The sequence below is a fragment of the Paenibacillus solani genome (genome assembly GCF_001277345.1).
In the GTDB taxonomy this organism is placed as follows: domain Bacteria; phylum Bacillota; class Bacilli; order Paenibacillales; family Paenibacillaceae; genus Paenibacillus_AQ; species Paenibacillus_AQ solani.
The window spans coordinates 3,004,119-3,029,573 of the sequence record NZ_LIUT01000001.1; the positions used below are offsets into that span (position 1 = coordinate 3,004,119).

Here is a 25,455-nt window from a genome sequence, read left to right on the forward strand (position 1 = left end):
GGACATTACAAAAACTCCCATCATGGTAGAAGTAGAGTTTTGTTTTTTCTACTGTCTACTATGATGGGAGCATATCACCTGACGAGTGGTCGATTCGTTGACTCAAAGATTCATTTATAGGCTGGCAGATGCGGTCCGCGATTGTACTGGATTTTCCGTTTCTGGATGACGTATCATCAAAACGCAAATTAGTGCGAGCAGCATACTGCCTGCGGCACAATAGAACAGAATCGAATATCCCATCCCATCAATCAGTTTGCCCAGAAGCGGCGGTGAAGAAATGGCTGCCAGCGAGGATACCAAATAATACATCCCTGTCCGCGTGCCAATGCTGTTCTCCGAGCCGGTCGATACGATGAATGGATAGGAATTGATATTGATGCATGCCCAGAACAAACCGCCCATGGTTAACAATACGCGAAGCAGTAACAGTGACTCCACCCAAGGTACCAGTGCGAACACAACGAAAAGTCCGCTGACACCGATAAGAATCATTCGTTTCTTGCCGAATTTTCCGCCAAGCCATCCGCTCGGAATGGCAAATACAACAAAGGCGAGTGAGAAAAAGGTCAATGAGAAGGAGGCCTGCGATTCGGTCAGCCCCATCTCATTTTTTCCATACAGAGTAAACAGTGTCTCTACCCCTTGATAAGCAACAAACCAGAAAAATATAGCCGCCAGGAGCAGGACTGTCGTCCGATTGATCTGGCTCCTGAAGGACACCTTGGCTTGGGCTTCCGTCTGAGCCTGAAAGCCCGGGGCATCACGCTTCTCTTGTATAAATGCTTTCAAAATAAACAAAGACACAAGCGTTATGCAGGCCGCGGCAATGAAAGGAAGTGATGGATGAGCCTTATATAACAACGAGCCCGCCCCAAAAGCCAATATAGAACCAAGCCCGCCCATAAAATTAATGATGCCATTCGCTTTTGTGCGCCGATTCTCCTCCGTAATATCCGGCATTAGAGAAACGGTAGGCGAACGATACAAACTCATGGCCAAGTTCATAAGTACCATGAAGAGGATTAGTGTTGCCATTCCGTTGTGAAAAGGGATAATAGCGGTAAACAAAGCGCCGAGCGGCATACCGATCAGGAGGTAAGGCATTCGTCTGCCAAACCGGGTATGAGTTCGGTCACTGCGACTTCCGATCCATGGCTGCAAGAACAAGGCAAAGTAATTGTCGATCGTCATAAAAAAACCGATCAAGGCGACACTGGATATATAACGTTCCAGAAAATAGGGCACAAACGCATTATACAGCGCCCAGGTAATACTAATGCTGAAAAATCCAAAGCCCAGCAGCCATGTTTTTCTCACAAAGTCACGCTCCCTTGGTTTGAAGTAATCTGCTCAGCACGTCCGGATAATCCGTAATAATGCCCGCAACCTCAGCCTTGATTAAGGCTTTCATGCGCTCCTCTGTATTTACAGTCCATGGGTGATAGACAACACCAGATTGCTTCGCTTCCGTTACCCATTCCGGCAGAACTGCTCGATGATCTGCATGAAGAGCATCTGCTTTAGCCAGCTTGGCATACTCCCACGGTTTATACAGGCCTTCGCCATACAGCAGCCCTGTACGGATTTCCGGATCAATATTTTTGCATTCCACCAAGGAATAATGATTGAAGCTGGAGATCACGATCTGCTCAGACATTTTGTAATGCGAAACGGCCTCAATCACGCGCTTCTCCATCTCAGGATATTGGATGATCGAGTTCTTCAGCTCAATGTTTATGATCGTACCATGGCTCTTCGTCAGTTCCAGCAGTTCTTCCAGGAGCGGGATCCGCTCTCCGTGAAAATCCTCACCAAACCAGGAGCCTGCGTCCAGCTTGGACAGTTCCTCGTATGTATAATCCTGGACTAATCCTTTAGCACCCGTAGTCCGGGTAACACTCTCATCATGGATCAGAACCAGCCTTCCGTCCTTGGTCATCTGAACATCGGTTTCAATCCCGGTAGCTCCAAGCTCCAGTCCCTTGGCAAAAGCCGCCATCGTATTCTCCGGGCATACTGCCGAAGCACCGCGGTGTGCAAAATTAATCAATTGTGTCATTCTTTATTCCTCCTGTGTGCATGAGATATTGTCCTCTATGATGACGAGTATAGCCCACTATTGTTAGAGCTATGTTATCATTCCAAATTTCATATTCCACATCAGAATTCGAAACCCTGTCTTAAAGAATAGATTAATTTTAAATTTGACTCATTTACATGTCAGGCGTATAATTGTTAAGACAACTATTATTGAAAACATGAAAAGAAAGGTCTGAGTTGTTTCTTGAAAGAGCCCAATCGCACCCCCTCTATCGGTTCTCATCTAGGTTATACCTACCGCCGTGCCTCCCAATGGTTTGCCAATGCCTTGAAGCCCTATGACATTACCCCTGAGCAATGGCTTGTTCTGTATCAGATCGGGGAACATGAAGGATTGAATCAAAAGGAAATTGCTGCAAAAGCAGACAAAGACCAGCCTACGACAACACGTATCCTGGATCTGCTAGAGAAAAAAGGTTATACGCAGAAATCCGTGTCAATTAACGACCGTAGGGCTTTTCAGCTTTACTTGACTGATTCAGGAAAAGAATTGATCGAAGCAACCACAGCCATCGAACGGATATGCGAAAGCCAGATTATTGAAGGAATTGATGAGCGTCAATTGGAGATGTTCTGGGACACTCTCTCACGCATCAATAACAACCTACAACATTTACACAACAACAGGAGAGATGTTTCACATGAATGATATCAACACAAAACAGCGACTTTGGACTAAAGAATTTATCACACTAATGGTCAGCAACCTCTTTTTATTCCTAACCTTGCAGATGATGTTGACCACACTGCCGGCTTACGCCAAAGACGCATTTATGGCAAGTCCCCTGCAAGTCAGCCTGATTACAAGCCTGTTCGCCTTTAGCGCGATCGCTTCCCGTTTCATATCAAGTAAAGCACTGGAAAAGGGAAAGCTACGGCTTCTACTATACGTTGGTCTCCTCATATCTTTAGCTGCAACCATCGGCTATTACTGGGCTTCCGGTATAGCTTTTCTTTTGTTCATGAGGGTTCTCTTCGGCATCGGATTCGGCATGACTAGCACCTCGTTCCCAACAATGGCAGTCGATGTCATTCCCATCAAAAGACTTGGAGAAGGCATGGGTTATTTTGGATTATCTACCACACTTGCCATGTCGATCGGTCCCATGATTGGATTGACCCTGCTTCAGGGAGGCGGCTTCACTCCGCTCGTGATCATTACCGTCATCATTAATATCCTCATTTTCCCGCTTGCCTACGTTTTAACGTCAAAAGTGCCGAAGCGGGTCATCGACCGGCCTATACCCGAGCAAGTCATTGCCGAGCCTAAACCAAAGAGCTCATTCAACAAACGATTGATACTGCCTAGCGTGCTTAACTTTTTGATGTCCATCACCTATGGCGGGCTGCTGAGCTTCATGGCGCTGTTCGGTGCTGAAGCACATCTTAGCAACCCTCAGTATTTCTTCTTGTTTAATGCCATTGCCATTATTCTGGTAAGGCCATTCTCCGGGAGAATCTATGACCGATATGGGCATAAGGCGCTGGTCGTACCTGCGGCCATTCTGATGATCGCCGGATTGCTTATGTTAACCTATGCCTCTTCAACGGGTACGATGCTATTGTCGGCGCTGTGTTATGGCCTTGGCTTTGGCGCGATGCAGCCATCCATCCAGACATGGATGATTCAGGAGGTCCATCCGCAGCAGCGCGGTATGGCAAACGGTATGTTCTTCAACTCTATCGATTTTGGCGTTGCCATCGGTTCTATCTTGCTGGGGTCTATCGCCAAATCCACTTCCTATACCGTCATGTATCGATATTCTGCCGTCGCGCTCGTGCTGTTCATCCTCATATATATAGTTATGCAGATCTCCGGCAAATCTCGCTTGCAAATCAAAACGGATAGTGATAAATCCGGATCTTCGGTTACAGGATAACTCACATATTGGCTTACAATTAGATTACTATGATCTATTCTCATAAGCGGCAGTAACCACAACTGCATATACTAGTAAAGAAAAGAAAGGTCTTGTCCACTATTTCTGGACAAGACCTTTCTTTTTTATAGCTTTCGATTGTTTGAAATCCATCCGGTATGCATTCCCTCCGGAATCCCCTTCCTTTGCCTCCGGCTTCACGGCGAACAAGGTTAGGAGGCCTCCAACAGCGGAGACCGCCGCCAAAGTTCCGAACAGCACCCAGTGATTTGCTCCCAGCAGGAGAGAGACCACCGGTGGACCTAATGAAACGCCGATAAACCGCATACTGCTGTATAAGGCAGTAATCGTACCCCGCTGCTCTTTCTCAATTCCTTCTGTCAGGAGCGTATCCATACACGGAAGTACCATGCCAATCCCGATTCCTCCGAGCGTCATCATACCGACAACAAAATAGATTTGGTCGCTAAATCCCGTTACGATCAACGAACCCGTTAATAATACCATACCGGCAAAGCCAGCCCATTTCTTGGCCACTTTGTTCTTGCCCGTAAATTTGCCGGCAAGATAGGAGGACAGACATAGAAGCGCCAAAGGAATCGCGAGCACCAGCCCTTTCACCACACCGTCCAGCTTATAAGTGCTCTCCAAGGTTTCGGACAAATAGAATAGAACACCGAACACGCCAAACATAGCAATGCCGCCGATGGCGAAGATCGCATACAGCCAGCGCCCCTTCTCGCGTAATACCTGCTTTGTTGTTTTCAAGAATTCTGAAAGGGATTGCTTATCGTCACTGTTTGACTTCGGTGTTTTGACAAGAAATAAGACAAGCACCAGTGAAATAAGACACAGGAAAGGAATCGCCATAAAGGGCAAGAACCAAATAAAGCTTCCCAGCAAAGCACCCAGGATTGGGCTGACAACCTTGCCAAACGTATTCGAAGTTTCAATTATTCCTAAACTCTTACTTACTTCTTCTTCCCCCTTAAACATATCGCCAACGAGAGGAATGACAATTGGAAACGCTCCTGCAGCACCTATTCCTTGCAGAAATCGCCCCGCCAAAATAACATAATACGCAGAAGTCCCGCTCAGCAGCCAAGCTGCCACAGCCGCGACGGCTCCACCTAACGCTGTAATGATCAAGCTTGGGATGATGATCTTCTTCCTTCCATACCGATCTGATAAATAACCAGCAATCGGAATCAGCAGTATGGCTACAACAGCATACACGGTTATGAGCATACTGACCTTTAACGAGCTGATTTTCAGAGCTTTAGAGATCTGAGGCAGGATGGGAATCAGCATGGAATTGCCCAGAGTCATGATGAGTGGTATGGATGCAAGGGCAACCAGATCCCCTTTTTTATTTTCCATGAGAGAAGACCACCTTTGCGTTATCTGTCATCCATATTGTAGGTTCTTTTGCCTAGAATATGCATGACCGCAAGGTGGCCAGTTTTTCCCTACATTTTATTGTTTCTTAACTATACTTTAAATCCGGACATCAACTGGCGCAATCTGCCAGACACAATATTAAGATCTTCTACAGAATGTGTGATTTCCTCCATAGAAGCCAACTGTTCTTCCGTCGCCGCACTTACGCTTTGAGTACCGCCCGCCGTCGTTTCCGTAACTTCCTGGATCCGTCGAATCGCTTGTACGAGCTCTCCCGCTCCGGCATTCATCTGTTCGGTTGCACCGGTAACCCCCTGAATCTGATCATGCAATTCACCGATGGACTGCTCAATATCTTTAAATGCTCTTTCGGCTCCCTGCGCAACAAGCATTCCTTCGGTTACTTCACGTGTGCCAAGCTCCATAACCGTTGCCAAGTTATAGATGTCCTGCTGAAGATCATGCACGAATTGCCTGATTTCAACAGAGGAATCCGAGGCCTGATCGGCTAAGTTTCGAACTTCCGCCGCAACCACCGCAAAGCCTCTGCCATACTCCCCGGCGCGTGCAGCCTCAATCGATGCATTCAGCGCAAGCAGGGACGTCTGCTCTGCAATATCAATAATGATCTGCCCCATAGCTCCAATGTTAGCGGCTTTTTCCCCAAGCTTGCGAACGGACTCTGCGGACCGATCCACGTTTGTACGGATTCCATCCATCTGAGTTAATGTATGAACAATAGCCTGCTCTCCTTCAGCCGCAAGTTGGTTCGTCGTTGCCGCCAAACTGGATACATCTTGTGCCGCCAGAGCAATTTGCTGCATACCTTCTGCCATATCTGTTACTGTATTCGTGGTGACTTCTGTGTCCTGAAGCTGACTCTCAACACCAGCCGCGAGTTCCTCCATAATACCGGAGGTTTGCTGGGAGGCCTGGCGAATCTCCTCCGTTGTTGATTGAAGGGTCGCTGCCGATACGCTCACTTGTTCAGCCGTATTCTGTACCTGCACGACAAGGCCCCTGAAGCCATCAACGAGCTTGTTGTAACCTTCGGCTACCGCGCCAATTTCGTCTTTAGTTGTTATATGTAATCTGGTAACCAAATCACCGCCGCCTTCGGCGATCTTCGTGAGCTGTTCGCTCATCTGATTCAAAGGCTGAATCGAGCGGGTAAGCAAATATCCTTGTATGGCGAAATATACAACGGCTGCAATGCCTATCAGCATGATCATCATATTCTGGAATCTGCTGCTGTCCGCAATCTGCTCAGCTTGCTTAGCTAATGCTTCATTCTTATGTATTGTAAACTGCTCGATAAGTGTATTGAAGGACTTCCTAACCTCACGTTCCTGATTGAACGCAGTTTCATATACCCGAAACGGTACTGCTTTGTAAAAGCCGGTGTCATATCCCAGTTTGTTTAAAACCTCCGTAACGGCCTCCGTGTATATGACATATCCCGACTCGATCTGTTCCAATACCTTTCGATCCTCTTCCGCTGTTACCAAGTCCTTCGTCTCGACCAGGATCTTTGAGATGCCATCCTGTTTCGACTTCAATGAATCTACAAAGTCTGATTTTCCGGTCAATAAGTAACCTCGCTCATCATTGGATATGCCTGCTAGTAGGGACTCCAATTGAGTCAAGTTATAAATGACCTTTTGATCCTCCTCTATAATTGTAGTAAACCTCTTCTCCGTCATACTCGATGTAATAAACGCAATAATCACGATAATCGCCGTAACCGTCGCTAGAATCGTAGACGAAAGAATTAATTTCGTTTTAATCCTCACTCGCAAACCCCCAACCTTCAAATTAGTAATATTCCTCCATTCCCTTTTTCGTCCAGTTGATCATGAAAATGAATAGCTGAAATGGTTACAAATGCCTTAATCCATACAATTTTCACAAAAATTTATTAATCAGCGGTCAAATACTGAAAAATAATGGATAACTCCCTGCTTATGTCACAACACCAAATTCAAGTTATGTCCTATCAAAATCCATTTTCCTTTTTTATTAACTTGAATACCGAGATGCTTCTTAACAAGCTCCATCATTAAAAAAGCCTGCCGCGAGCTGGGCTCGGGCAGACTTATCTCTTTAAACCTTGTGAGGAATAAAATGACTCTTTTCCCCGGTGTAATATATATGCAGCTTATGCATCGCACGAGTACAAGCTGTGTAAAACAGCTTACGGTCACTTTCTCTGTGATACACCTCTTCGGATCCGTTATATATAATAACGGCATCAAATTCCACGCCTTTGGCCAAGTAGGCAGGGACGACAAGCGTTCCTTTCTCAAAAGCTGGGGTGGACTTGGTGATTAAGCGCGCAGGAATATCCTCGGATAGCTGCTCATGTACGCGTCTGCTCTCTTCTTCTGTGCGGCAGATCACCGCAACATACTGGAGACCTTGCTGATGAAGCTCCTTAATATCCGATACAATGGCTCCATGAAGGGCTTCTTCATCTGTGATCTGAACTACGCGCGGCGCTTCTCCGGTACGATTAAATGGTACGATTCGCTCACCGCCCGGTATCATCTGCCTTGTGAACTCAACAATTTCATAAGTAGACCGGTAGCTCTGCGTTAAATTGATGACCTCCGTATCCTCTTTTCCATACAGACTCACCAAATTCTCCAAGCTGCCAAGTGCCTCCCCGTGTGCATAAATGGCTTGATTGAGATCTCCCAACACTGTCATTTTCGCTCGCGGAAACAGACGTTTCAGAAATTCCAGCTGGAAGCCGGAATAGTCCTGAACCTCATCGACAATCACATGACGAATAGATGTGTTGGTGCGGAAACCTTGAAGCAGCTCCTTTAAATACAGGAACGGAGTCGCATCCTCGTACAGCAGCGATTTATTGTCCAGGGAAGATACAGTGAGGCTGATGATATCCTCCCAATATGGAGGAAGCTCTTCCATATTTCCTGCAGCAAGACGGAAAAGCGACTCATCCGTATAGAGTTTACGGTACATTCCTTTTACATCCACATATCTATACCGTTTGATCCAGCGTCTAATCGGCTTGAGACGATCGCTGATGACCATCTTGGCGAGAATTTCCTTCTCCTTCTCAAAGTCATCAAAGGTCTCCGTCTTACGGCTTTGCTTACGCTTCATCGTTTGGAAGGCCCGTTGGTAATCCTCCGTATCCAATAGTTCGATTTGCTCTTCGACCCAAGGGGCATTTAATTCATCGTGAGCAAACTCAGACAGTCGTTTCAGCATCCATTCCTTCATGAGATCAATCCGGCCAGCTAGCTTAACCGCCGAGTCATACCCGTAGAACTTTGCACTCATCTCATCTGAGCTGACGATCACCCTGCCCTGGAATACAACCGGCTTGAAGAGCATCCCATCCTTTTCCAGAAGCTCCTTGTATCGTCTAATCGTATCCAAATAGGCTCCAGACGATTTGTAGGATATACTCTCCAAACGTGCACGGTACTGTGGCGAATCGTCCGCATTTAACAAATGTTCCGTCTGTGTAAACACATCTTCAAGGTCAAATTCCTTGCCGAGCCGATGCTCAAGATAGGATTGGAAGGTAGTCTGCTGCATATTGTCTTCTCCTAATTCGGGAAGCACCGTGGATACATAGCTGTTAAACAGCGGGTTGGGTGAGAACAAGATCATCTGGTCAGCTCTAAGCGTCTCCCGATATTTATACAGTAAGTAGGCGACTCGCTGCAGGGCCGCTGAAGTTTTGCCGCTGCCTGCTGCTCCCTGAACAATCAGCATCCGCGTCTTGTCGTTACGTATAACAGCATTCTGTTCCTTCTGGATCGTGGCGACGATACTCTTCATACGATCATCCGCGCTATGGCTAAGTACCTGCTGCAGCAGCTCATCACCAATGGTCACGCCCGTATCAAATAACACCTTGATCTCGCCGCTATGGATGACAAATTGACGTTTCAGCAGCATTTTGCCTTCGACCGTACCTGAAGGCGTCTCATATTGTGCTGGACCGGGAGCTCCATCGTAATATAGACTGGAAATCGGAGCACGCCAGTCGTATACCAGAAATGTCTCTGAATCTTCATCCAGGAACGATCCGGTTCCCAAATAAATGGTTTCCGTCTCACCCGATCCTTCCTCTTGAAAATCAATGCGTCCAAAGTAAGGGGATTCTACAAGCTTTCTATACTTCTTAAGCTGTTTGCTGGACTGCAGATGAGCATGCTCCCTTTCAGCAAGCACCTGAGACTGCTGCCTTAAGTTGGTCGATGTCTCGCCCAAATCATCAGGGTTGCTGAAGTTAACCGTAACCTCATCCCAGAAATCCTTCCGCATATCAATAACAACTTCACGGATATCGCCAACGCTGGCTTCCAACTGGGATATTTTATTACCGATCTTTCGGGTGACATCCGTCACCCTTACCTGTTCTTCTTGCCAATCTTGTTCGCTGATAGCCATGATTCATCCCCCTAATATACTGGTTGACAGCGTGATTTGTCTGTGATACAATATAATTGTGGTATTCTAACCATATTTTTAATATTTAATGACAGACCATCGCTTATTATAACAGCCTAAGCTGCATAATTCAATATTGAACATACAACAACCGACCATGATGGGCGGTTGTTTTGTTTTTTCTACAGAACAGGCCCTGTTCCAGGCCTACACCAAGGAACTCGGCTTCCTCACCGTGCATGAATCAGCCGATCAAATGAATTGATCGGCCCCTTCTATGTGATTCTGCTTTATTTGCGGAGCCAGGAGAATAAAGCCTCCTCCTGTTCCTTGTCTTCAACTACTCGGCTGATATGGTCAGCTACCCTGTTTAATCGATCAAGCTGGTATCCGTAATCGTACATGGCTGCTGCGACTACTGCGAGCCGAAGCCCCCCTGGTTGCGCGCCAGGTCCACACATGACCCGTTCCAAGAACTCTTCATTGCTCTCCGCCATTGTCTCAGCTTCGGTTTCGTTCGGTTTTAGCTTATCTTCAAACTTCCAAAAAATATGCTCATGGTATTTCATTAAGCGCTCCAAATTTTGATCGAACTGCTCGTCAATTTCCGGGGACCGTTCGGCCTGGAAATAGTGGTTCTCCACCGCATCCAATACCTCGTACCCCTTGCGAAGAGATTGAAGCAATTGTTTATATACCACGAGCTGCCTGGCTTGACTATATTTTGCCCGTTTCAGCTTTTTCTGTTCTTCTTCAAACAAATTATATTTGTCAGACAACGATTTAATAGCAGTCTCCAATTCCTTCTTCTCCGCACGGTATACCGAATCCTTCATTTCATGAGAAATTGCCGTGCGAAGCAGCAGCGACATCTTGCCGAATACAACATGAATCCGCGTGATGTACTGTTCCTTGGGTTTCGGAGGAAATACCAGGATATTGATCAGAAATGCAGATATAATACCGATGATCGTTAGAATAAAACGATTGAGTGCAAAATCCCATTGACCGGAAGCTTCCATTACGGAGATGACGGTAACCAAAGTAAGTCCAAGCGTCTCACCCATCTTTAATTTCATGCAGATCATAATAACTAAAATACATACCAAACCAACGGAAATTGGTTGATTTGACAGAAAAAAACCACCAAGCATCGCGAGCACCGCGCCGAGCGTACTCGTCTGCAGTTGGTCAAGGAAATATCGCCATGACCTGTAAATAGACGGCTGCATCGCAAAAATCGAAGCTATGGCGGCTACTACAGGGGATTTGAATTCAAACAGCATGGCTAAATAAAGAGCCAGCGTGACGGCTAGGCCGGTTTTAAACATTCTTGCTCCGAATGCCACAGTCAGCCCTCCTTAGATAAACCATCATCCATTTTATGGCCACGCATCATCATTCATTCTCCTCCATTTGAATCTGCTATTCATCAATTACCCTTACCCTTCTAAAGTTATGCAGTTCTATAAATCATTCATTTCATCAGATTCATCCGTTGCCCCCATTCTTCTCTCGTAATAACAAACGAGAAATCCAAACCAGGCACAAGAAGCCAGGTATCCTCCAAGAACATCACTCGGGTAATGCACCCCAAGATAAATTCGGCTAATACCAATGCTTAGAATCATAATGATCGCTATAGCGATAAGTATACTTCTTCCAATCTTGCTGTTCATATGTCTCCACAACAAGTAGGCCGACACGCTATAGAACGAAAAGGCGGCCATCGAATGTCCGCTGGGATAGCTGTAGCCTGTAATCTCAACCAATCGGTTGATGTCAGGCCTCACCCGTTGCAGTACCCCTTTTAACAACAGGTTCAGCATGGATGAGCCAAATACAACCCCAATCAGGAGATAAATCTCCATGCGGTGCCCCAGTATCCAATATAGCACGGCGATCAAGATAAGACATAACATCAGTACTGGACCAAAAGAACCGATGAAGGACAGTCCTTTCGCAATATCCGTCAAAAGCGGATGCTCGAAAGATTGGACCGACGATATGATCGCTAAATCGAACGAAAGGCTATGCTGCTTTACCAATACGGTGAGGATGAGGAAGCCTAACAAACTGATCACCGATATGTAGAAGATTTCCTGTTGTCTTCCAGAAATCCAGTGTATCTTCTGCCGATTCAATGTTGATTTCTCCTTCTGCCTAGGGTTCAAATCTGTATGTCTCGTGAAGTCACGATAATATCATCTTCTTGCAAGAAAGGAAAGCCACCCGGACTTTCCAGGCATTATTCTCGTAGTTTATGTACAAATCCATATCATTACTCTTTTATGAACATTTCATATTACAAAAATCGCCCCTGCAAGAACCAGATACTTTCGTATCCTTCTTGGTCAGGGACGATAGATCGTTCTGGTCATATAGACGTGCTTTAATCAATGAAACATGCCTGAAATGGGTTAGGACCCGGTCTTCTTAAGCGTTAGGTTCCGTAATATTTCCTTCACGGCATCCACAGCTTCCTCCACTCGGTTGACCGACACAACGATCAGAGCTTGCCCCTCATATTGACCGAAGGTGTGTGTATACTTTGGATCATAGTAGTGTTCAAGCAGCAGCTGTATGGCTTGAGCAAACTGCCCCTCGACCAGATGCTTTTCGATCTGGGCAGCTATGGGAGTATGAATTCTGCCTTTAATCAGCTGAAATGCGGCCATATAATGCTCTTTATGTGCAGCGGGGGTATAATCCTCCATAAGCTGACGCACACGCTCCTCCATCGGCAGCTCAAGCACAATCGTGGTTCCCGACGCCTTCTTCTCCATCAGAAAATCGGGAACGACGATTTTACCGATTCGCTTGCTCTCCGCTTCCACCAACAAGTAGGGAGCCGATTGTAATTCCTTCAGACGTTCAAACAATACCGAGTCAAATGTCTTCTGATTGTTCGATTGTAATCCGATATGTCCAAAAATAGAGCCTCGATGACCTGCCAATCCTTCCAGGTCCACGACGGGGTAGCCTTCAAGCTGAAGCTGCTTTAGGACAGCTGTCTTGCCTGTGCCTGTCAAGCCCTGAAGCACAACGGCATCCGCATCCAGCTGCATATGCTCAAGTGAATCCAGCACATGCTTCCGGTATGCCTTGATGCCGCCTGTAATCCGGTTGACATGAATATCCATCAGTGAGAGCACCGTAGCGGCAGTCCGGCTGCGCATACCGCCACGCCAGCAATACACTGCCTTATCTCCCTCTATCTCCTTGAATTGCTTCACAAAATTCGGAAGTTTGGCCGACATAATGGCGAGTCCGCGTTCCTTGGCTGCATCGACGCTGACCTGTTTATAAATGGTACCAATTTCGGCTCTTTCTTCATCATTAAAAACGGGAATATTCACGCTTCCCGGAATAGTGGAGTCCTTGTATTCCGACGGGGAACGGACATCGATCAACGTAATCTTCTTGGTGTTTCGCTGCTCCATTAATTCATGAACGGTGATGTCTTGAAACATGTCTGTTCGCTCCTTTATCGATGCAAAACCTAGCTATCGTTATTCCTCAACGACGATACGATTCGGATGATCCATAACGACCTCTCCGATCCTTCCGGCTTCCAGTCCGGCTTGGCGAAGCTCCGACAGAAGCTGATCGGCCTGCGAGCCATCAACCGCGATCAAAAGTCCTCCCGAAGTAACGGCATCGCACAAAATCCACTTATCAAGCTGATCCATGTGATCCGGGAAACTCACATCTTCCTTTACATGGTCAAAATTATTTTTGGTACCACCCGGAATAACGCCGAGTTCAGCCATTTCTCTGACCCGTTCCAGCACAGGAACCGCAGACTTGCTAATACGAATCCCGGTACCGCTTCCCTTGGCCATTTCGAGTGTATGACCAAGAAGGCCAAAACCAGTTACATCCGTGCAGGCATGAACCTCATATGGCTCCATAATCTCGGCAGCCGTCTTATTCAGCGCAGCCATAACAGCAGTAACCCGGCGAATCTCCTCATCACTTAGCAGGTCCTTCTTGATAGAACTTGTGAGAATGCCGACACCAATCGGTTTCGTTAGAATCAGTACATCCCCGATCTTGGCTCCCGCATTTGTTCTTACCTTATCTGGATGTACCGTACCCGTTACTGCCAGGCCGAATTTCGGCTCTTTATCATCAATGGAGTGTCCGCCAACCAGGGTTACTCCTGCTTCTTTCAGTTTATCTCCAGCACCTCTTAAAATATCTGTTAACACCTGCTTGTCCAGCGTCGAGATGGGAAAAGCGACAATGTTCAGTGCTGTCAGCGGTTTGCCTCCCATAGCATAAATATCGCTGATGGCATTCGCAGCAGCAACCTGTCCGAAGTCGTAAGGATCATCTACAATCGGTGTAAAAAAATCAACGGTCTGAACCATAGCCAAGTCATCGGTGAGACGGTATACGCCCGCATCATCACTTGTGTCTAGACCCACCAATAGATTGGGATTCGGTTCCGCTTGCGGAAGTTTACGAATGACCTGCGCCAGATCGGCGGGACCAATCTTGCAGCCGCATCCCCCTTTGGAGGAATAGGAGGTTAGTTTTATTTTTTCCGATGGACTCATTTCGGGTCTTCCCTTCGTTATAAAATGAATTTTGGCATAGTACACGCAATAACCCCGGCGCGGATGTTTGAAAAACGTGTCATCTACCCCGGGAATATCAATCCGTTTACGAATTCCATGTCAAGCACACAATAATTATATTATATGAAATCGAGGGCTTTAAGTCTAACACTCCCCCTTTTTCTTACAATTATCGGCAAAATGTTTCTTCAGTCCGGCGGCTTATGCTACACTATTTGATTGGACATAACTAAAGTTTACAAGTCACATTCGAGGGAGTAAACATCATGAACCACTCAAGCGACGACAGAATGGCATTAGACCATACGATTCGCAAAAGAAACATTTGGCTTATCACGGTCTTCATCATCATTGCCGCAACCGGGCTGACTTATGTGAAGTGGTGGCCTTATTATGATAAAGCACTTAAAGCTATTGTGGAGCACAGCATCGGCTCATCTATATTAGGAATGGAGCCCGGCAGCACCACGCCTTCCTGGCAAGCCGCCTGGAATTATGCAGTTATCTATTTCAAGTCGGTTTGGAAAGCAGCTCTGCTCGGGATTTTGTTAGGAACCTTGGTTCAATCCTTGCTTCCCTCTCAATGGCTGCTCCGTGTGCTTGGCAAAACTACTTTTGGCAGCACAGCGATTGGGGGAATTGCCTCTATTCCCGGAATGATGTGCTCTTGCTGCGCAGCACCTCTCGCTATTGGTCTGCGCAAGAAAAAGGTATCCGTCGGTTCGGCGCTTGCATTCTGGATCGGAAATCCGACCTTGAACCCGGCAACACTTGTCTTCATGACATTCGTTTTATCATGGAAATTTACTCTGCTTCGATTGATATTCGGTATCATTCTGACCTTCGGCATCAGCTATTTGGCGAATCGCTTTGCAAAGGGGGCCAAGTCTATTGAATTGGACGAGCCTGAACTGACCGAACCGTCCGACGAGCGGCCGCTTTGGAAACGATGGCTCAGCAGTATGGGCGTTATGCTGATCCGCGTTGTTCCAGCATACCTTATCGCCGTTTTGCTCTTAGGAGCACTGCAAGTATGGATGTTTCCACATATCGGAGCAGCTGCTGGCAACACATTGCTGACCGTTATCTTCTTCTCGGTCATGGGCATGCTGTTCGTTATTCCAACCGCGGCGGAAATTCCGATCATTCAAGCCTTCACAGCAGCGGGACTGGGAGCAGGGCCAGCGGCAGCGCTTCTCCTGACCTTGCCGGCCATAAGCCTTCCTTCTCTGCTCATGGTGCGCCGTTCGTTCCCAAGTAAAGCGCTATGGTTTGTGGTTGCATCCGTGATATTGCTTGGCATTGCATGCGGCATAACCGGAATGTTTATATTGTAGATGGACCATTCTTTTGCATAACGATATTTATGCTGCCACCATGATCGGTTCCACGTTATTAGATGATGTTATTAATTTTTATTTTTTCTTAAGGTAAACTCACAGCTAATCTGGTAAAGTGATTAAAGAAAAGAATGAACCAACTCTTTATTACATGCAGTCGAAGGGAGTCAATTATTAAATGAAAGATAACGATTTGCAGCCAAACCACCCGGGACAACCCGAGGATGATCAAGGACAAGCTCAAGAGATAGAGAACAATCAACCAGATTCAGGCAGCTTGTCTAATGAAGAAGAACGAATCGATTCAACCTATCCCGAGAACTCTGAACATGATGTGACATCACACGAGCAGCAGGATCCTTCTATTCCTGTAATGCATTCAGGGGATCAACCACATTACGAGCAGCAGCCTCCAGCAGATGGCGGCAGCAATGGAGGCAAGGGCTGGATGATTGCTTCGCTGGTTTTGGCGGCAGCGTTAATTGTCGTTCTGATCGTTCCCCCATTTGCCAAGGGATCTGGCAATCAAGCTATAGCCAAAGTCAATGATGTCAGCATCACGAAAGATAAATTGTATGATGAGCTTGTAGAAATCGGCGGTAAGCAAACTCTCAACACCATGATCACAGAAGAATTGCTTCAGCAAGAACTGAACAAGAAATCCATTACGGTGACCGATGCCGATGTTGATAAGGATATAGAAACCTTGAAAGCATCCTTCCCATCCGAAGCTCAATTCGAGTCAGCACTTCAACAAAACGGCATGACGATGGATGATCTTAAAGAGCAAACCAAAACACAAATCGAGCTCAAAAAACTGATGGGCGACAAGATCAAAGTTACGGATGAAGAGGTTAAAGAAATATACGACCAGAATAAAGACAGCTTTGCTACTCCGGAACAAGTTCGCGCTTCCCATATTCTTGTAGAAACCAAAGAAGAGGCCGAGAAAATTGAGAAGCAGCTGAAGGAAGGCGCTGATTTTGCAGCGATTGCCAAAGAGAAAAACCAAGATGCTACCAAGGACACAGGCGGCGATCTGAACTTCTTCGGACGCGGTGAGATGGACCCTGCCTTCGAAGAAGCAGCCTTTAAACTGAAAAAGGGTGAGATCAGCGCCCCGGTTAAAAGCTCTTTCGGTTATCACATTATTAAAGTAACTGACCATAAGGAAGCAACCAATCCTACCTTTGAAGATAAGAAAGAAGAAATCCGCGGCCAACTTGAGAACCAAAAGGTATATCAGGGATCGAACGCGTATATTCAAGAGTTGAAAGATAACGCAACCATCACCAATACACTTGAAGAAGCACCAGCTGAGAAAACTGAGAAATCAACAGAGAAGCCAGCTGATACGAAGTAAAGTCCAAGCCCCATACCCTTCCGGTATGGGGTTTTTTGGGTGTATTAATAAAAAGTGCTTTCAACCCCAGGCAAAACATGTTAGAATGTAAGCGTTACCAAGAGTTGATCTTAAAAAAGGGGGAATCAGAATGATGAAGCACGTATCGGAATCCCGCAACATGTATGAGGACTTCGTGGTGGAGACAGACATTCTGTTCTTTAAAACCGGGTCGCACGGTTTGGTCAGCTTCCATGGCAGGAACTATAATATTAAAAAGAGAATGACTGCCGAAAAAATCACATCCCTTCTCTCCGGTAAACAGTTCTATTATGTCGGCGGCAATTGCTATGTCAACGCTGACAAGATTACAGAGGTAGAACAAGGTATTGTTTACTTCGGAGAGAGAGCACCTTCTGCTAAACATCTTCGGATTCCAAGATGGAGACAGGAGTCGCTCAAGCGCCATGTCGCTGAAGTGAAGCAGCCTGTTTAAGCTGTGAGTTTCAGACTTAGCGCGACTAGCAAGATCCCGTCTGAGGTGATTAACCGACAGACGGGATCTTTGCGTTTACAGGGTTTACAGCTTCAGTTTGTTGGTATTCATGACATAGAGATGTTTAAGCGGCATCGCTCCATTCCGGTATTTCCGGGCACCGGACTCGAACAGAACGTACAGATCATTACCGTGCATAGCGATCCCCTCCGACATAGGCGGCATGGTCAATGGTGCAGTCACCGCCTTACCAAATGCTCCCGTCGTATAGATATGCAGCTTGCTCACATTGTTACGACCGCAGGATTGGCTGTACACGACGCGTGATGTTGTCACGACTGCTCCTTGTACACGATCAGGAGTGCTCCATGTGTAAGCAGCTTCCTGATTTGACGGCATGTCGTCATTTGATGTCAGTTTATAGCCGCGAAGCTTACCCTTAAGTCCCGGCGAGCATAGTTTGCCGCCATGATCCTGTCCATCCTTGTATTCACCTATCCATAGAACGCCATCTGAATAAGTCGCGTAGGACGCTTTGTGGCCAAGAACATATTTTGACATCACAATGTTGCTGTAATCCTTCTGGCTGTTAATCGTACTCAGCGGTATTTTGTATATATCTTTACCTGAAGCAACCCATAAATGGCTTTTGCTGACCGCAAGGCCGCCGACATGTCCAGTATGCTTCATGCTTTCGCTCTCATATAAATAAAGTGTCTTGATACGCTTGTTGGTTATGCTGCTGGTAATGGAGATAACGCTGGCTTGATTGCTGTTCTTCTTATTGCCCCAATAGTGCGAAATAATAATCCAATTCTTGCTGGGAACGAGCGCCAGTCCTTGCGGAATCCATTCCTTGTTCTCTGAATAGCCTGGGATAGGGGCTCCCTTTGCGCTGATCTCAAAAAACTTCTTGTATTTCGAGCTAGCTGCTTCAGCCTCCTCGGGATGAGTGAATCCGCTTAAACCGAGGACCATTGCTATGCTTAGAAGGATGCACACATATCGCTTTTTTCCATAGAGTGTATTCATTATGTTGTTTCCTTTCTTCTGTATACCATTCTTGATGATTCGTTGTACCTCGGGACACCTATTTCTTCCATGGCCGGCCTTATGGTAATATCAGTTCTATGAGAATGAACTACAGAGAGGATGATTACGCATCGATTCCTATTTTGATCCGTGGTATCCTGAGGCTTTTGCCGCTTTCTCCCGTGAACATTGGGCAGCCATTATCATACTTATCTCGCTTGGCCTGCTGATGTACTTGTTCAGGTCTGCCATTGCCTCCAAGCCTTTCCTGCAAAAAGCCGCGAAATGGAGCCTGCTATCTGCGCTTTTGCTGCCTGAAGTCTCCCTTCACATATGGTATGTATCCATGGGCATATGGGACCCGGCCACTTCGCTTCCGCTCGAATTGTGCAGTCTCACCCTGTTTCTCTCCATAGCCATCCTGCTTACGGATGAACGCCGGTTATATCCGCTTGTTTATTTCGCTGGCATCGGCGGAGCGATGCAGGCTATACTTACACCCGACCTGGGGTACCCTTTCCCCCATTTTCGTTTCTTTCATTTTTTTATCGTCCATATCGCCATCATCTTAACAGCTCTATACATGACATGGGTTCGGGGTTACCGCCCAAGATGGGCATCCATTGCCTGGACGATGGTTTTCCTGAATGTATCTGCCTTGCTTGTCGGTCTGATCAACCTTGCTGTCGGATCTAATTATATGTTTCTGATGCGCAAGCCAGAGAATGCTTCGCTTCTGGATCTATTAGGACCTCATCCTGTATACATATTCGTCGAAGAACTCATCGCACTTGGGCTGTTTACACTCATGTATCTCGTGTTTTTTGCCCTTCCAGATCGAGTGAAACGCCGTTTTCCTAATAAAAAGGAGCCTGCTTCCTTATCTCCCGGGGGCTAATAAAGAAGCAGTCAAACATAAAGCGTATGGAGTGCTGACACCCTTATTACAGGCGTTTTCAATCCATACGCTTTATTTGTCGGAAGATAACTTTTAATTTTTAAGATACAGCCGGGAACATGCTTCCCATATTTCGCCCGGTCCCAAACCGAACAGACCGATTTCCTCAGCCGGCAGATCCATATTCGGCGCATTAACTACGTTAATTTGCGGCTCGGGACAGAAGAATTTACGAGAAGCCCCGCTATTCCACACCATCCACTCTTTATATGAATTGCCGACATCGTATACGAATGTTTTGCCAAGCTTGGTATCCGTCAATTCCATTCGATTCCGGCCATTTTGGGGAACCGCTGTGTAATGATTGTCCAAGGAATCAAAGTACGGGTTCACTCCGCTGGTGCGAAGCAGTTCCTCCTCCGGCGTCAGAGGCTGGAACTTCCCAGTAGGCAGCATCCGGTCATTCATTTGCCACCGCTCGCCCAGGGTGATTCTGACGACACAATCATCCGCCGTACTATCAGGAGCAAACGGAGCATTGATCGCTGTATGAAAAGCAAGTAAGCACGGCATGCTGCTGGTTCCCTGGTTCCGTATCAATACATGCTGGGCCAACCCATCCTGATTTAGCGTATAACGAAGCCGAAACGTAAACCGGTGCGGAAGCATGGCGTATACCGGATGATGCTCATCAATCGTCACGGAGACTTCGACATAGCTTTCACTCTTGCTGCTGCCAAAGCCCTCAACCTTCCATGGGATGGTATGTAAAAAGCCATGGAGGTGATTGCCTGTTTCCTTTTCGTTTATCGGAAATTGATACACTTGTCCGTTCCATGGAAATTTGCCATCCTCATATCGATTCGGTGGGAACAGGACAGGCATACCGTGAACACCAGGATTGGATTTAAAGGATTCCATTTCGCCTGCTTCAGGTTCACGCAGGAACCAGTAACCCTGCTCATTATCTCTGAAGGCAATAAGATTCCCACCGATTTCAGGTAAGATTGCAGCTTCATAAGAGCCGTGCTGGAGCCAAACTGCTTTCTCTCCATGATATGATCCTTCATACGCTTTATGGTTCATCGGGTCATCTCTCCTCTCAAGTGTGAACGTATATAGATTATCATACCACTGCCCTTACTTCTATAATTCGGGGGCGGATGGCATCTCCTCTCTCGCCCCTGCTGCCGTTTTGGGTAAAAGATATTCTACGATGATAATTTCTTATCGGAATATGATTTCGAGACGGAAGGCGCTGCTGAAGGTTCATGCGCTGCCGGCTGTGTTGCGGAAGATAACTCCTCATCCAACTCTTGCGTGTACTCGGCCTTCTGCACGTCGCTCCAGCTCAATTCGGCAGCCATATAATCGATCACAGGCTGCTTCCACTTTCTCGTCCATTCGATGTCAAACAGCAGTGAACCTGTTCGGCGGATAAAGAAATCCACCGGTTTCGAAGCCATCTCTTGCTCAATCGCATACATCAAGGGAACCAGGACCGCTACGGGAAGAGCAGAAGCTTCCGCTTGATTGGAACCTTCCTTCGCCATACGGAACAATACCGATACATTTGAACCATACATTCGGGCCCACTGCTCAGCGAGTTTACGATCAACTCCCTGCGCTGCCCCGGTCTCGGTTTGCTGGCGCACGAAATCAGGGAATTTGCTGGAACCTCCCACATGACCTCCGGAGATAGGAAGGGTTTTCGTTAAGCCCGGGCCATATGCTTTTCCGCCGCCCTCCTGAACTCGTTTGGCAACAAGGTCGACAACCGTATCAGCCATCTTGCGGTAACCAGTCAGCTTGCCGCCAGCTATGGTGATCAGACCGGACGGAGACTCCCAGATTTCATCTTTGCGTGATATTTCGGATGGGCTCTTGCCCTCCTCCAGAATTAGCGGACGAACGCCAGCCCAGCCTGATTCCACATCAGCAGCAGTGATTTTTACGCCGGGAAACATATAGTGAATAGCCTCCAATATATAATCCCGATCTTCTACCGTGATGATGGGATGAGTCGGATCAGCCTTGTATACCGTATCAGTCGTACCTACATAGGCTTTCCCGTCGCGTGGGATAGCGAAGACCATTCGGCCATCTGGAGTGTCGAAGTACACCGCTTGACGGAGCGGGAATTTGGATTGGTCAATGACCAGGTGGACTCCTTTGGTCAACTGGAGCATTTTCCCCTTCTTGGACTTATCCATTTCACGAACCTGGTCCACCCAAGGACCTGCGGCATTTACGATTTTGGTTCCGGATACGTTCTTTACTGTTCCATCCAGCATATCTCTAACTGTGATTCCCGTAACCCGTCCATTCGCATCATAGTTCAGAGATTCTGCCTTGGCATAGTTGAACAGCACCGCTCCCCGTGCTGCTGCTTCCTTCATAACTTCCAGCGTCAGCCTAGCATCATCTGTCCGATATTCGACATAGTAGCCGCCGCCCTTCAACCCATCCTGCTTCAGAAGTGGCTCCCGCTTCAGCGTCTCGGAAGCAGATAACATGGAGCGTCGCTCTCCCCGCTTCACACCTGCCAGAAAGTCATATACCCGAAGACCGATGGACGTACTGAATTTCCCGAAAGTGCCTCCCCGATGGATCGGCAGCAGCATCCACTCAGGTGTGGTCACATGCGGCCCGTTCTCATATACAACCGCCCGCTCCTTGCCAACTTCAGCTACCATGCCAACTTCAAATTGCTTCAGATAGCGCAGTCCTCCATGCACTAGCTTGGTCGAGCGGCTGCTCGTACCTGCGGCAAAATCCTGCATCTCCACTAATAACACCGACATTCCGCGTGTTACCGCATCCAGCGCAATTCCCGCCCCAGTGATCCCCCCGCCAATGATGATCAGCTCGTAGTGGTTCTTGGCAATCCCCTGAAACCGAGCCTTGCGATCCTTGCTAGAAAATGACTGTACCTGCTTCACAACAAATCCCTCCCAGTATGCTTTACCCTGTATAGCCTATCGTTACTCTTGAATGAAAAATGACAGCACAAAGAGACCACAAAGCACGCAGTATGAAACCTCATTTCCTGAGGTCAATTTTCGCGCCTAGTGGTCTCTCCAAGTCTCCAGACATATATTCACTTGTGATTCATTATAACATAGAAAGTGCTATTGAAAAGCCATAGCTGCATAAACAGCTTTTTTCCATCCGCTGTATAATTGCTCCCTTACCTCTTCTTCCATCGTCGGTTTGAAGATTTGCTGGGCGCTCCACTTACTGCATATCTCCTCTTGATCCTTCCAGAAGCCGACAGCCAGCCCCGCCAAGTAAGCAGCGCCAAGAGCTGTTGTCTCGGTGATGTCCGGCCGTTCCACAGGAACGTTCAGAATATCGCTTTGGAATTCCAAAAGGAATGAATTGGAGACGGCCCCGCCATCTACGCGCAGGGAGCTGATAGGATAACCCGAATCCTCTTCCATTACAGACAGGACATCCCGGGTCTGATAGGCTAGTGATTCCAGCGTCGCCCGGATAAAATGTTCCTTTGTGGTGCCTCTTGTCAGCCCGAATACTGCACCCCTTACATCGCTGTTCCAATAAGGACTGCCAAGCCCGACAAAAGCGGGAACCACATAGACACCATCGGCGGATGTGACCCGCCGCGCATAAGGCTCGCTGTCTTTCGCCTCGCGAAACATCCGCAGACCATCGCGCAGCCACTGTATGGCTGAGCCAGCCACAAACACGCTGCCCTCCAGGGCGTATTGCACGCTTCCACCTAGCCCCCAGGCAATTGTGGTGATAAGCCCATGCTCTGATTTAACGGGCTTATCGCCTGTATTCATCAACATGAAGCTGCCAGTTCCATAGGTTGTCTTCACCATGCCTTCCGAGAAGCAGGTCTGACCAAACAGAGCCGCCTGCTGATCGCCGGCAGCTCCGGCAATCGGAACCTCACGACCAAAGAAATGATATGAGGCTGTATTGGAGTAAATCTCTGAGGATGGCCTTACTTCAGGCAGCATGATCTTGGGGATATCCAGCAGCTGCAGCAGCTCATCATCCCATGCCAAATCGTGAATGTTATACAGCATGGTACGCGACGCATTGGAGTAATCGGTCACATGCACCTGGCCCCCCGACAGCTTCCAGATCAGCCAGGTATCGATGGTCCCAAATATAATTTCTCCACGCTCGGCCCGTTCACGTGCACCATCCACGTGATCCAGGATCCACTTAATCTTCGTCCCCGAGAAATAAGGGTCGATCAGAAGACCTGTTTTCTGTCTGATCTTCTCATCATGCCCTGCCGCAGCCAGCTCTTCGCATATGCCGGCCGTCTGCCGGGATTGCCAGACAATGGCATGATAGATCGGGTCCCCGCTCTGACGATCCCAGATTACAGTTGTCTCACGCTGATTCGTAATTCCGATCCCGGCAATCTGGTCCGCCTTCACGCCCGCTTCAGATAAACACGTCGCGATGACCGCAAGAATCGAACCCCATATTTCATTTGCATTCTGCTCCACCCAGCCCGGCTGCGGAAAATACTGCGGAAATTCCCTTTGAGCGGAGTGCACGATATCTCCTTGCCGGTTAAACAGGATTGCACGCGAGCTCGTCGTTCCTTGGTCAAGCGCCAGAATGTACTTCTCCAATCATCTCTCCCCTTTTCGCTTAAGCACTGAAACAAAGATAACTTGCAGATGGAAACGTTGTCAAATCCATTATTCTGTTAAGGAGAAGCCAAACAGGTCCTGCAGCAAAATCGAAGCAGCGCCGATGAGTTTATCTTCTTCGCCAAGAGACGCCAAGCCGAATAACAAGTCATCCTTGAGAATCGGCATCGCGTGCCGATCGATATAGACACGGATCATATCCAGCAATTCCGGATTGCCATGAGCCATGTCCCCGCCCAGAATCAAGGCTTGAGGATTAAACATATTGATTAGATTAACGATCGCTGCTCCCAGATGCTCTGCCACTTCTTCATTTAAATCGTTAGCTAGCTTGTCTCCTCTGTGCAGCGCCTCTTTAAACACAGACGGTACAATCTTATTGTAATCTCCTCCGCTCAATTCTTGGATCAGCGTAGGCCGCCCCGTTGCTATAGCTGTAATAATCCGGGAATAAATAGCTAACCAGCTGATGTAACTATCCAGACAGCCAACATTACCGCACTCGCATCGAAGACCGCTGCGGTCCACGCTTGTGTGTCCGAATTCACCAGCGCCGCCATGCATGCCATGCAAGAGGTGGTCATGAATTAAAATGCCGGAACCAAGCCCATCGCCAATTGAAATATAGATCAGGTTGGGGTAGGCATAATCTCCAAAACGCCGCTCAGCCAGAACAATCGAATTCATATCGTTCTCAACCCAGGTTTGTATCCCGTATCGTTCCTCAAATATCCGTTTTAGTGGAACATTAACCATGCGGAGTTTTGTATTATAGTGCACGATACCCTCACTGCTGCTAACAATGCCAGGCACCGTAATGGAAATCCCGACACAGCGTTCCGCACCTTCTGTTTCTTGCCCAGCTATGAAATCATCCATCAGATGTAACAGACGTTCGATCACCGCTTCTCCCTGTAAACCGGCGATCTTGTGCGTTTCCCGCTTCAGAACCTTGGCCTCCAGGTTCATCCGAGCCAGGGTCATAACGGAATTCGTTATTGCGACGGCAAATAAATAATGGTTATCCGGATTGAATCTAAGCAGAATGGGCTTTCTTCCCCCGCTGGAGGAACCCGTTCCCATCTCGGAGACGTAGCCTTCCCGGATAAGCTCCTGAACGGCTGACGCAACCGTTGAAGGACTCAGACTGTTTTTTTTGGCTAAATCGATCCTGGATATTGGACCCTCCGTGCGGATCTTGTTCAGGATCTTGGAGCGGTTTAGTGCCTGGATCAGCTTATAGTCGCCTTTTTTCATATTGTTCAAGCAAGCTCAACCTTTCTATGAATTCTTCTATTTC

The 25,455-nt window shown here is 47.4% G+C and carries 20 protein-coding genes; 6 read left to right on the forward strand and 14 right to left on the reverse strand.

The window, feature by feature from the left end; genetic code table 11:
* Positions 1-114: 114 nt before the first annotated feature.
* Both AM231_RS13590 and AM231_RS13595 read right to left on the reverse strand, forming a co-directional pair.
* Entirely contained in the window at positions 115-1,320 is a 1,206-nt protein-coding gene (locus AM231_RS13590) for an SLC45 family MFS transporter (protein WP_054402999.1), read from the reverse strand.
* A 4-nt stretch (positions 1,321-1,324) separates the two neighbouring features.
* The gene (locus AM231_RS13595; RefSeq protein ID WP_054403000.1) at positions 1,325-2,062 is read right to left on the reverse strand and encodes a glycerophosphodiester phosphodiesterase; all 738 of its coding nucleotides are present in this window, start codon (positions 2,060-2,062) and stop codon (positions 1,325-1,327) included.
* A gap of 225 nt (positions 2,063-2,287) precedes the next feature.
* On the opposite strand from AM231_RS13595, the gene AM231_RS13600 reads away from it, so the two are divergent.
* Both AM231_RS13600 and AM231_RS13605 read left to right on the forward strand, forming a co-directional pair.
* Positions 2,288-2,752, forward strand: coding sequence for a MarR family winged helix-turn-helix transcriptional regulator (locus tag AM231_RS13600; protein WP_054403001.1), 465 nt, complete (start codon positions 2,288-2,290; stop codon positions 2,750-2,752).
* A complete protein-coding gene (locus tag AM231_RS13605; RefSeq protein WP_054403002.1) occupies positions 2,745-3,983 on the forward strand; it encodes an MFS transporter in 1,239 nt (412 codons plus the stop codon). The genes AM231_RS13600 and AM231_RS13605 overlap by 8 nt, the downstream gene beginning before the upstream one ends.
* Positions 3,984-4,082: 99 nt before the next feature.
* On the opposite strand, the gene bcbE is transcribed toward AM231_RS13605, so the two are convergent.
* From bcbE to selD, 7 genes are all read right to left on the reverse strand, one after another.
* The gene (gene bcbE / locus AM231_RS13610) at positions 4,083-5,363 is read right to left on the reverse strand and encodes a bacillibactin exporter BcbE (RefSeq protein ID WP_054403003.1); all 1,281 of its coding nucleotides are present in this window, start codon (positions 5,361-5,363) and stop codon (positions 4,083-4,085) included.
* Positions 5,364-5,473: 110 nt separating this feature from the next.
* Positions 5,474-7,177 carry a methyl-accepting chemotaxis protein gene (locus tag AM231_RS13615; protein ID WP_054403004.1) on the reverse strand — a complete coding sequence of 568 codons (1,704 nt, stop codon included), beginning with the start codon at positions 7,175-7,177 and terminating at the stop codon, positions 5,474-5,476.
* Positions 7,178-7,487: 310 nt separating this feature from the next.
* Entirely contained in the window at positions 7,488-9,818 is a 2,331-nt protein-coding gene (gene helD / locus AM231_RS13620; protein ID WP_054403005.1) for an RNA polymerase recycling motor HelD, read from the reverse strand.
* Between the two features lie 290 nt (positions 9,819-10,108).
* Complete coding sequence (locus AM231_RS13625) at positions 10,109-11,167, reverse strand: FUSC family protein (RefSeq protein ID WP_053492567.1); 1,059 nt, start codon at positions 11,165-11,167, stop codon at positions 10,109-10,111.
* A 117-nt stretch (positions 11,168-11,284) separates the two neighbouring features.
* A complete protein-coding gene (locus AM231_RS13630) occupies positions 11,285-11,962 on the reverse strand; it encodes a phosphatase PAP2 family protein (protein ID WP_054403006.1) in 678 nt (225 codons plus the stop codon).
* 276 nt (positions 11,963-12,238) lie between these two features.
* Complete coding sequence (gene mnmH / locus AM231_RS13635; protein ID WP_054403007.1) at positions 12,239-13,291, reverse strand: tRNA 2-selenouridine(34) synthase MnmH; 1,053 nt, start codon at positions 13,289-13,291, stop codon at positions 12,239-12,241.
* Between the two features lie 39 nt (positions 13,292-13,330).
* Positions 13,331-14,383: a selenide, water dikinase SelD gene (gene selD / locus AM231_RS13640; protein WP_054403008.1), complete on the reverse strand. Its 1,053-nt coding sequence runs from the start codon at positions 14,381-14,383 to the stop codon at positions 13,331-13,333.
* A gap of 287 nt (positions 14,384-14,670) precedes the next feature.
* Between selD and AM231_RS13645 the strand changes: the two genes are divergently transcribed.
* The 3 genes from AM231_RS13645 to AM231_RS13655 all read left to right on the forward strand — a co-directional run bounded on the left by AM231_RS13645 (position 14,671) and on the right by AM231_RS13655 (position 17,582).
* On the forward strand, positions 14,671-15,741 hold the full coding sequence (locus tag AM231_RS13645) for a permease (RefSeq protein ID WP_054403009.1): 1,071 nt from the start codon (positions 14,671-14,673) through the stop codon (positions 15,739-15,741).
* A 181-nt stretch (positions 15,742-15,922) separates the two neighbouring features.
* Complete coding sequence (locus AM231_RS13650) at positions 15,923-17,107, forward strand: peptidyl-prolyl cis-trans isomerase (protein WP_054403010.1); 1,185 nt, start codon at positions 15,923-15,925, stop codon at positions 17,105-17,107.
* A 130-nt stretch (positions 17,108-17,237) separates the two neighbouring features.
* Positions 17,238-17,582 carry a hypothetical protein gene (locus AM231_RS13655; RefSeq protein ID WP_053492561.1) on the forward strand — a complete coding sequence of 115 codons (345 nt, stop codon included), beginning with the start codon at positions 17,238-17,240 and terminating at the stop codon, positions 17,580-17,582.
* An 84-nt stretch (positions 17,583-17,666) separates the two neighbouring features.
* On the opposite strand, the gene AM231_RS13660 is transcribed toward AM231_RS13655, so the two are convergent.
* The gene (locus AM231_RS13660) at positions 17,667-18,614 is read right to left on the reverse strand and encodes a hypothetical protein (protein WP_054403011.1); all 948 of its coding nucleotides are present in this window, start codon (positions 18,612-18,614) and stop codon (positions 17,667-17,669) included.
* 130 nt (positions 18,615-18,744) lie between these two features.
* Between AM231_RS13660 and AM231_RS13665 the strand changes: the two genes are divergently transcribed.
* Positions 18,745-19,512 (forward strand): YwaF family protein, encoded by a 768-nt coding sequence (locus AM231_RS13665; protein WP_054403012.1) that lies wholly within the window; start codon positions 18,745-18,747, stop codon positions 19,510-19,512.
* A 93-nt stretch (positions 19,513-19,605) separates the two neighbouring features.
* Here AM231_RS13665 and AM231_RS13670 read toward each other — a convergent pair whose 3' ends face one another.
* The 4 genes from AM231_RS13670 to AM231_RS13685 form a co-directional block, all read right to left on the reverse strand.
* Positions 19,606-20,598, reverse strand: a complete 993-nt coding sequence (locus tag AM231_RS13670) for an aldose 1-epimerase (protein WP_054403013.1) — start codon at positions 20,596-20,598, stop codon at positions 19,606-19,608.
* A gap of 125 nt (positions 20,599-20,723) precedes the next feature.
* Positions 20,724-22,454, reverse strand: coding sequence for a glycerol-3-phosphate dehydrogenase/oxidase (locus AM231_RS13675; RefSeq protein ID WP_054403014.1), 1,731 nt, complete (start codon positions 22,452-22,454; stop codon positions 20,724-20,726).
* Positions 22,455-22,643: 189 nt separating this feature from the next.
* Entirely contained in the window at positions 22,644-24,134 is a 1,491-nt protein-coding gene (gene glpK / locus AM231_RS13680) for a glycerol kinase GlpK (RefSeq protein ID WP_054403015.1), read from the reverse strand.
* 69 nt (positions 24,135-24,203) lie between these two features.
* Positions 24,204-25,412 carry an ROK family transcriptional regulator gene (locus tag AM231_RS13685; protein WP_242615207.1) on the reverse strand — a complete coding sequence of 403 codons (1,209 nt, stop codon included), beginning with the start codon at positions 25,410-25,412 and terminating at the stop codon, positions 24,204-24,206.
* Positions 25,413-25,455: the final 43 nt, after the last annotated feature.

What these genes read in the sequence shown, in the direction of transcription:
- AM231_RS13595 (WP_054403000.1), bottom strand. Translation starts at nt 2,062, where the DNA reads ATGACACAATTGATTAATTTTGCACACCGCGGTGCTTCGGCAGTATGC.
- AM231_RS13660 (WP_054403011.1), bottom strand. Translation starts at nt 18,614, where the DNA reads ATGAATACACTCTATGGAAAAAAGCGATATGTGTGCATCCTTCTAAGC.
- helD (WP_054403005.1), bottom strand. Translation starts at nt 9,818, where the DNA reads ATGGCTATCAGCGAACAAGATTGGCAAGAAGAACAGGTAAGGGTGACG.
- AM231_RS13670 (WP_054403013.1), bottom strand. Translation starts at nt 20,598, where the DNA reads ATGAACCATAAAGCGTATGAAGGATCATATCATGGAGAGAAAGCAGTT.
- selD (WP_054403008.1), bottom strand. Translation starts at nt 14,383, where the DNA reads ATGAGTCCATCGGAAAAAATAAAACTAACCTCCTATTCCTCCAAAGGG.
- AM231_RS13685 (WP_242615207.1), bottom strand. Translation starts at nt 25,412, where the DNA reads ATGAAAAAAGGCGACTATAAGCTGATCCAGGCACTAAACCGCTCCAAG.
- AM231_RS13645 (WP_054403009.1), top strand. Translation starts at nt 14,671, where the DNA reads ATGAACCACTCAAGCGACGACAGAATGGCATTAGACCATACGATTCGC.
- AM231_RS13650 (WP_054403010.1), top strand. Translation starts at nt 15,923, where the DNA reads ATGAAAGATAACGATTTGCAGCCAAACCACCCGGGACAACCCGAGGAT.
- mnmH (WP_054403007.1), bottom strand. Translation starts at nt 13,291, where the DNA reads ATGTTTCAAGACATCACCGTTCATGAATTAATGGAGCAGCGAAACACC.
- AM231_RS13655 (WP_053492561.1), top strand. Translation starts at nt 17,238, where the DNA reads ATGATGAAGCACGTATCGGAATCCCGCAACATGTATGAGGACTTCGTG.
- AM231_RS13605 (WP_054403002.1), top strand. Translation starts at nt 2,745, where the DNA reads ATGAATGATATCAACACAAAACAGCGACTTTGGACTAAAGAATTTATC.
- bcbE (WP_054403003.1), bottom strand. Translation starts at nt 5,363, where the DNA reads ATGGAAAATAAAAAAGGGGATCTGGTTGCCCTTGCATCCATACCACTC.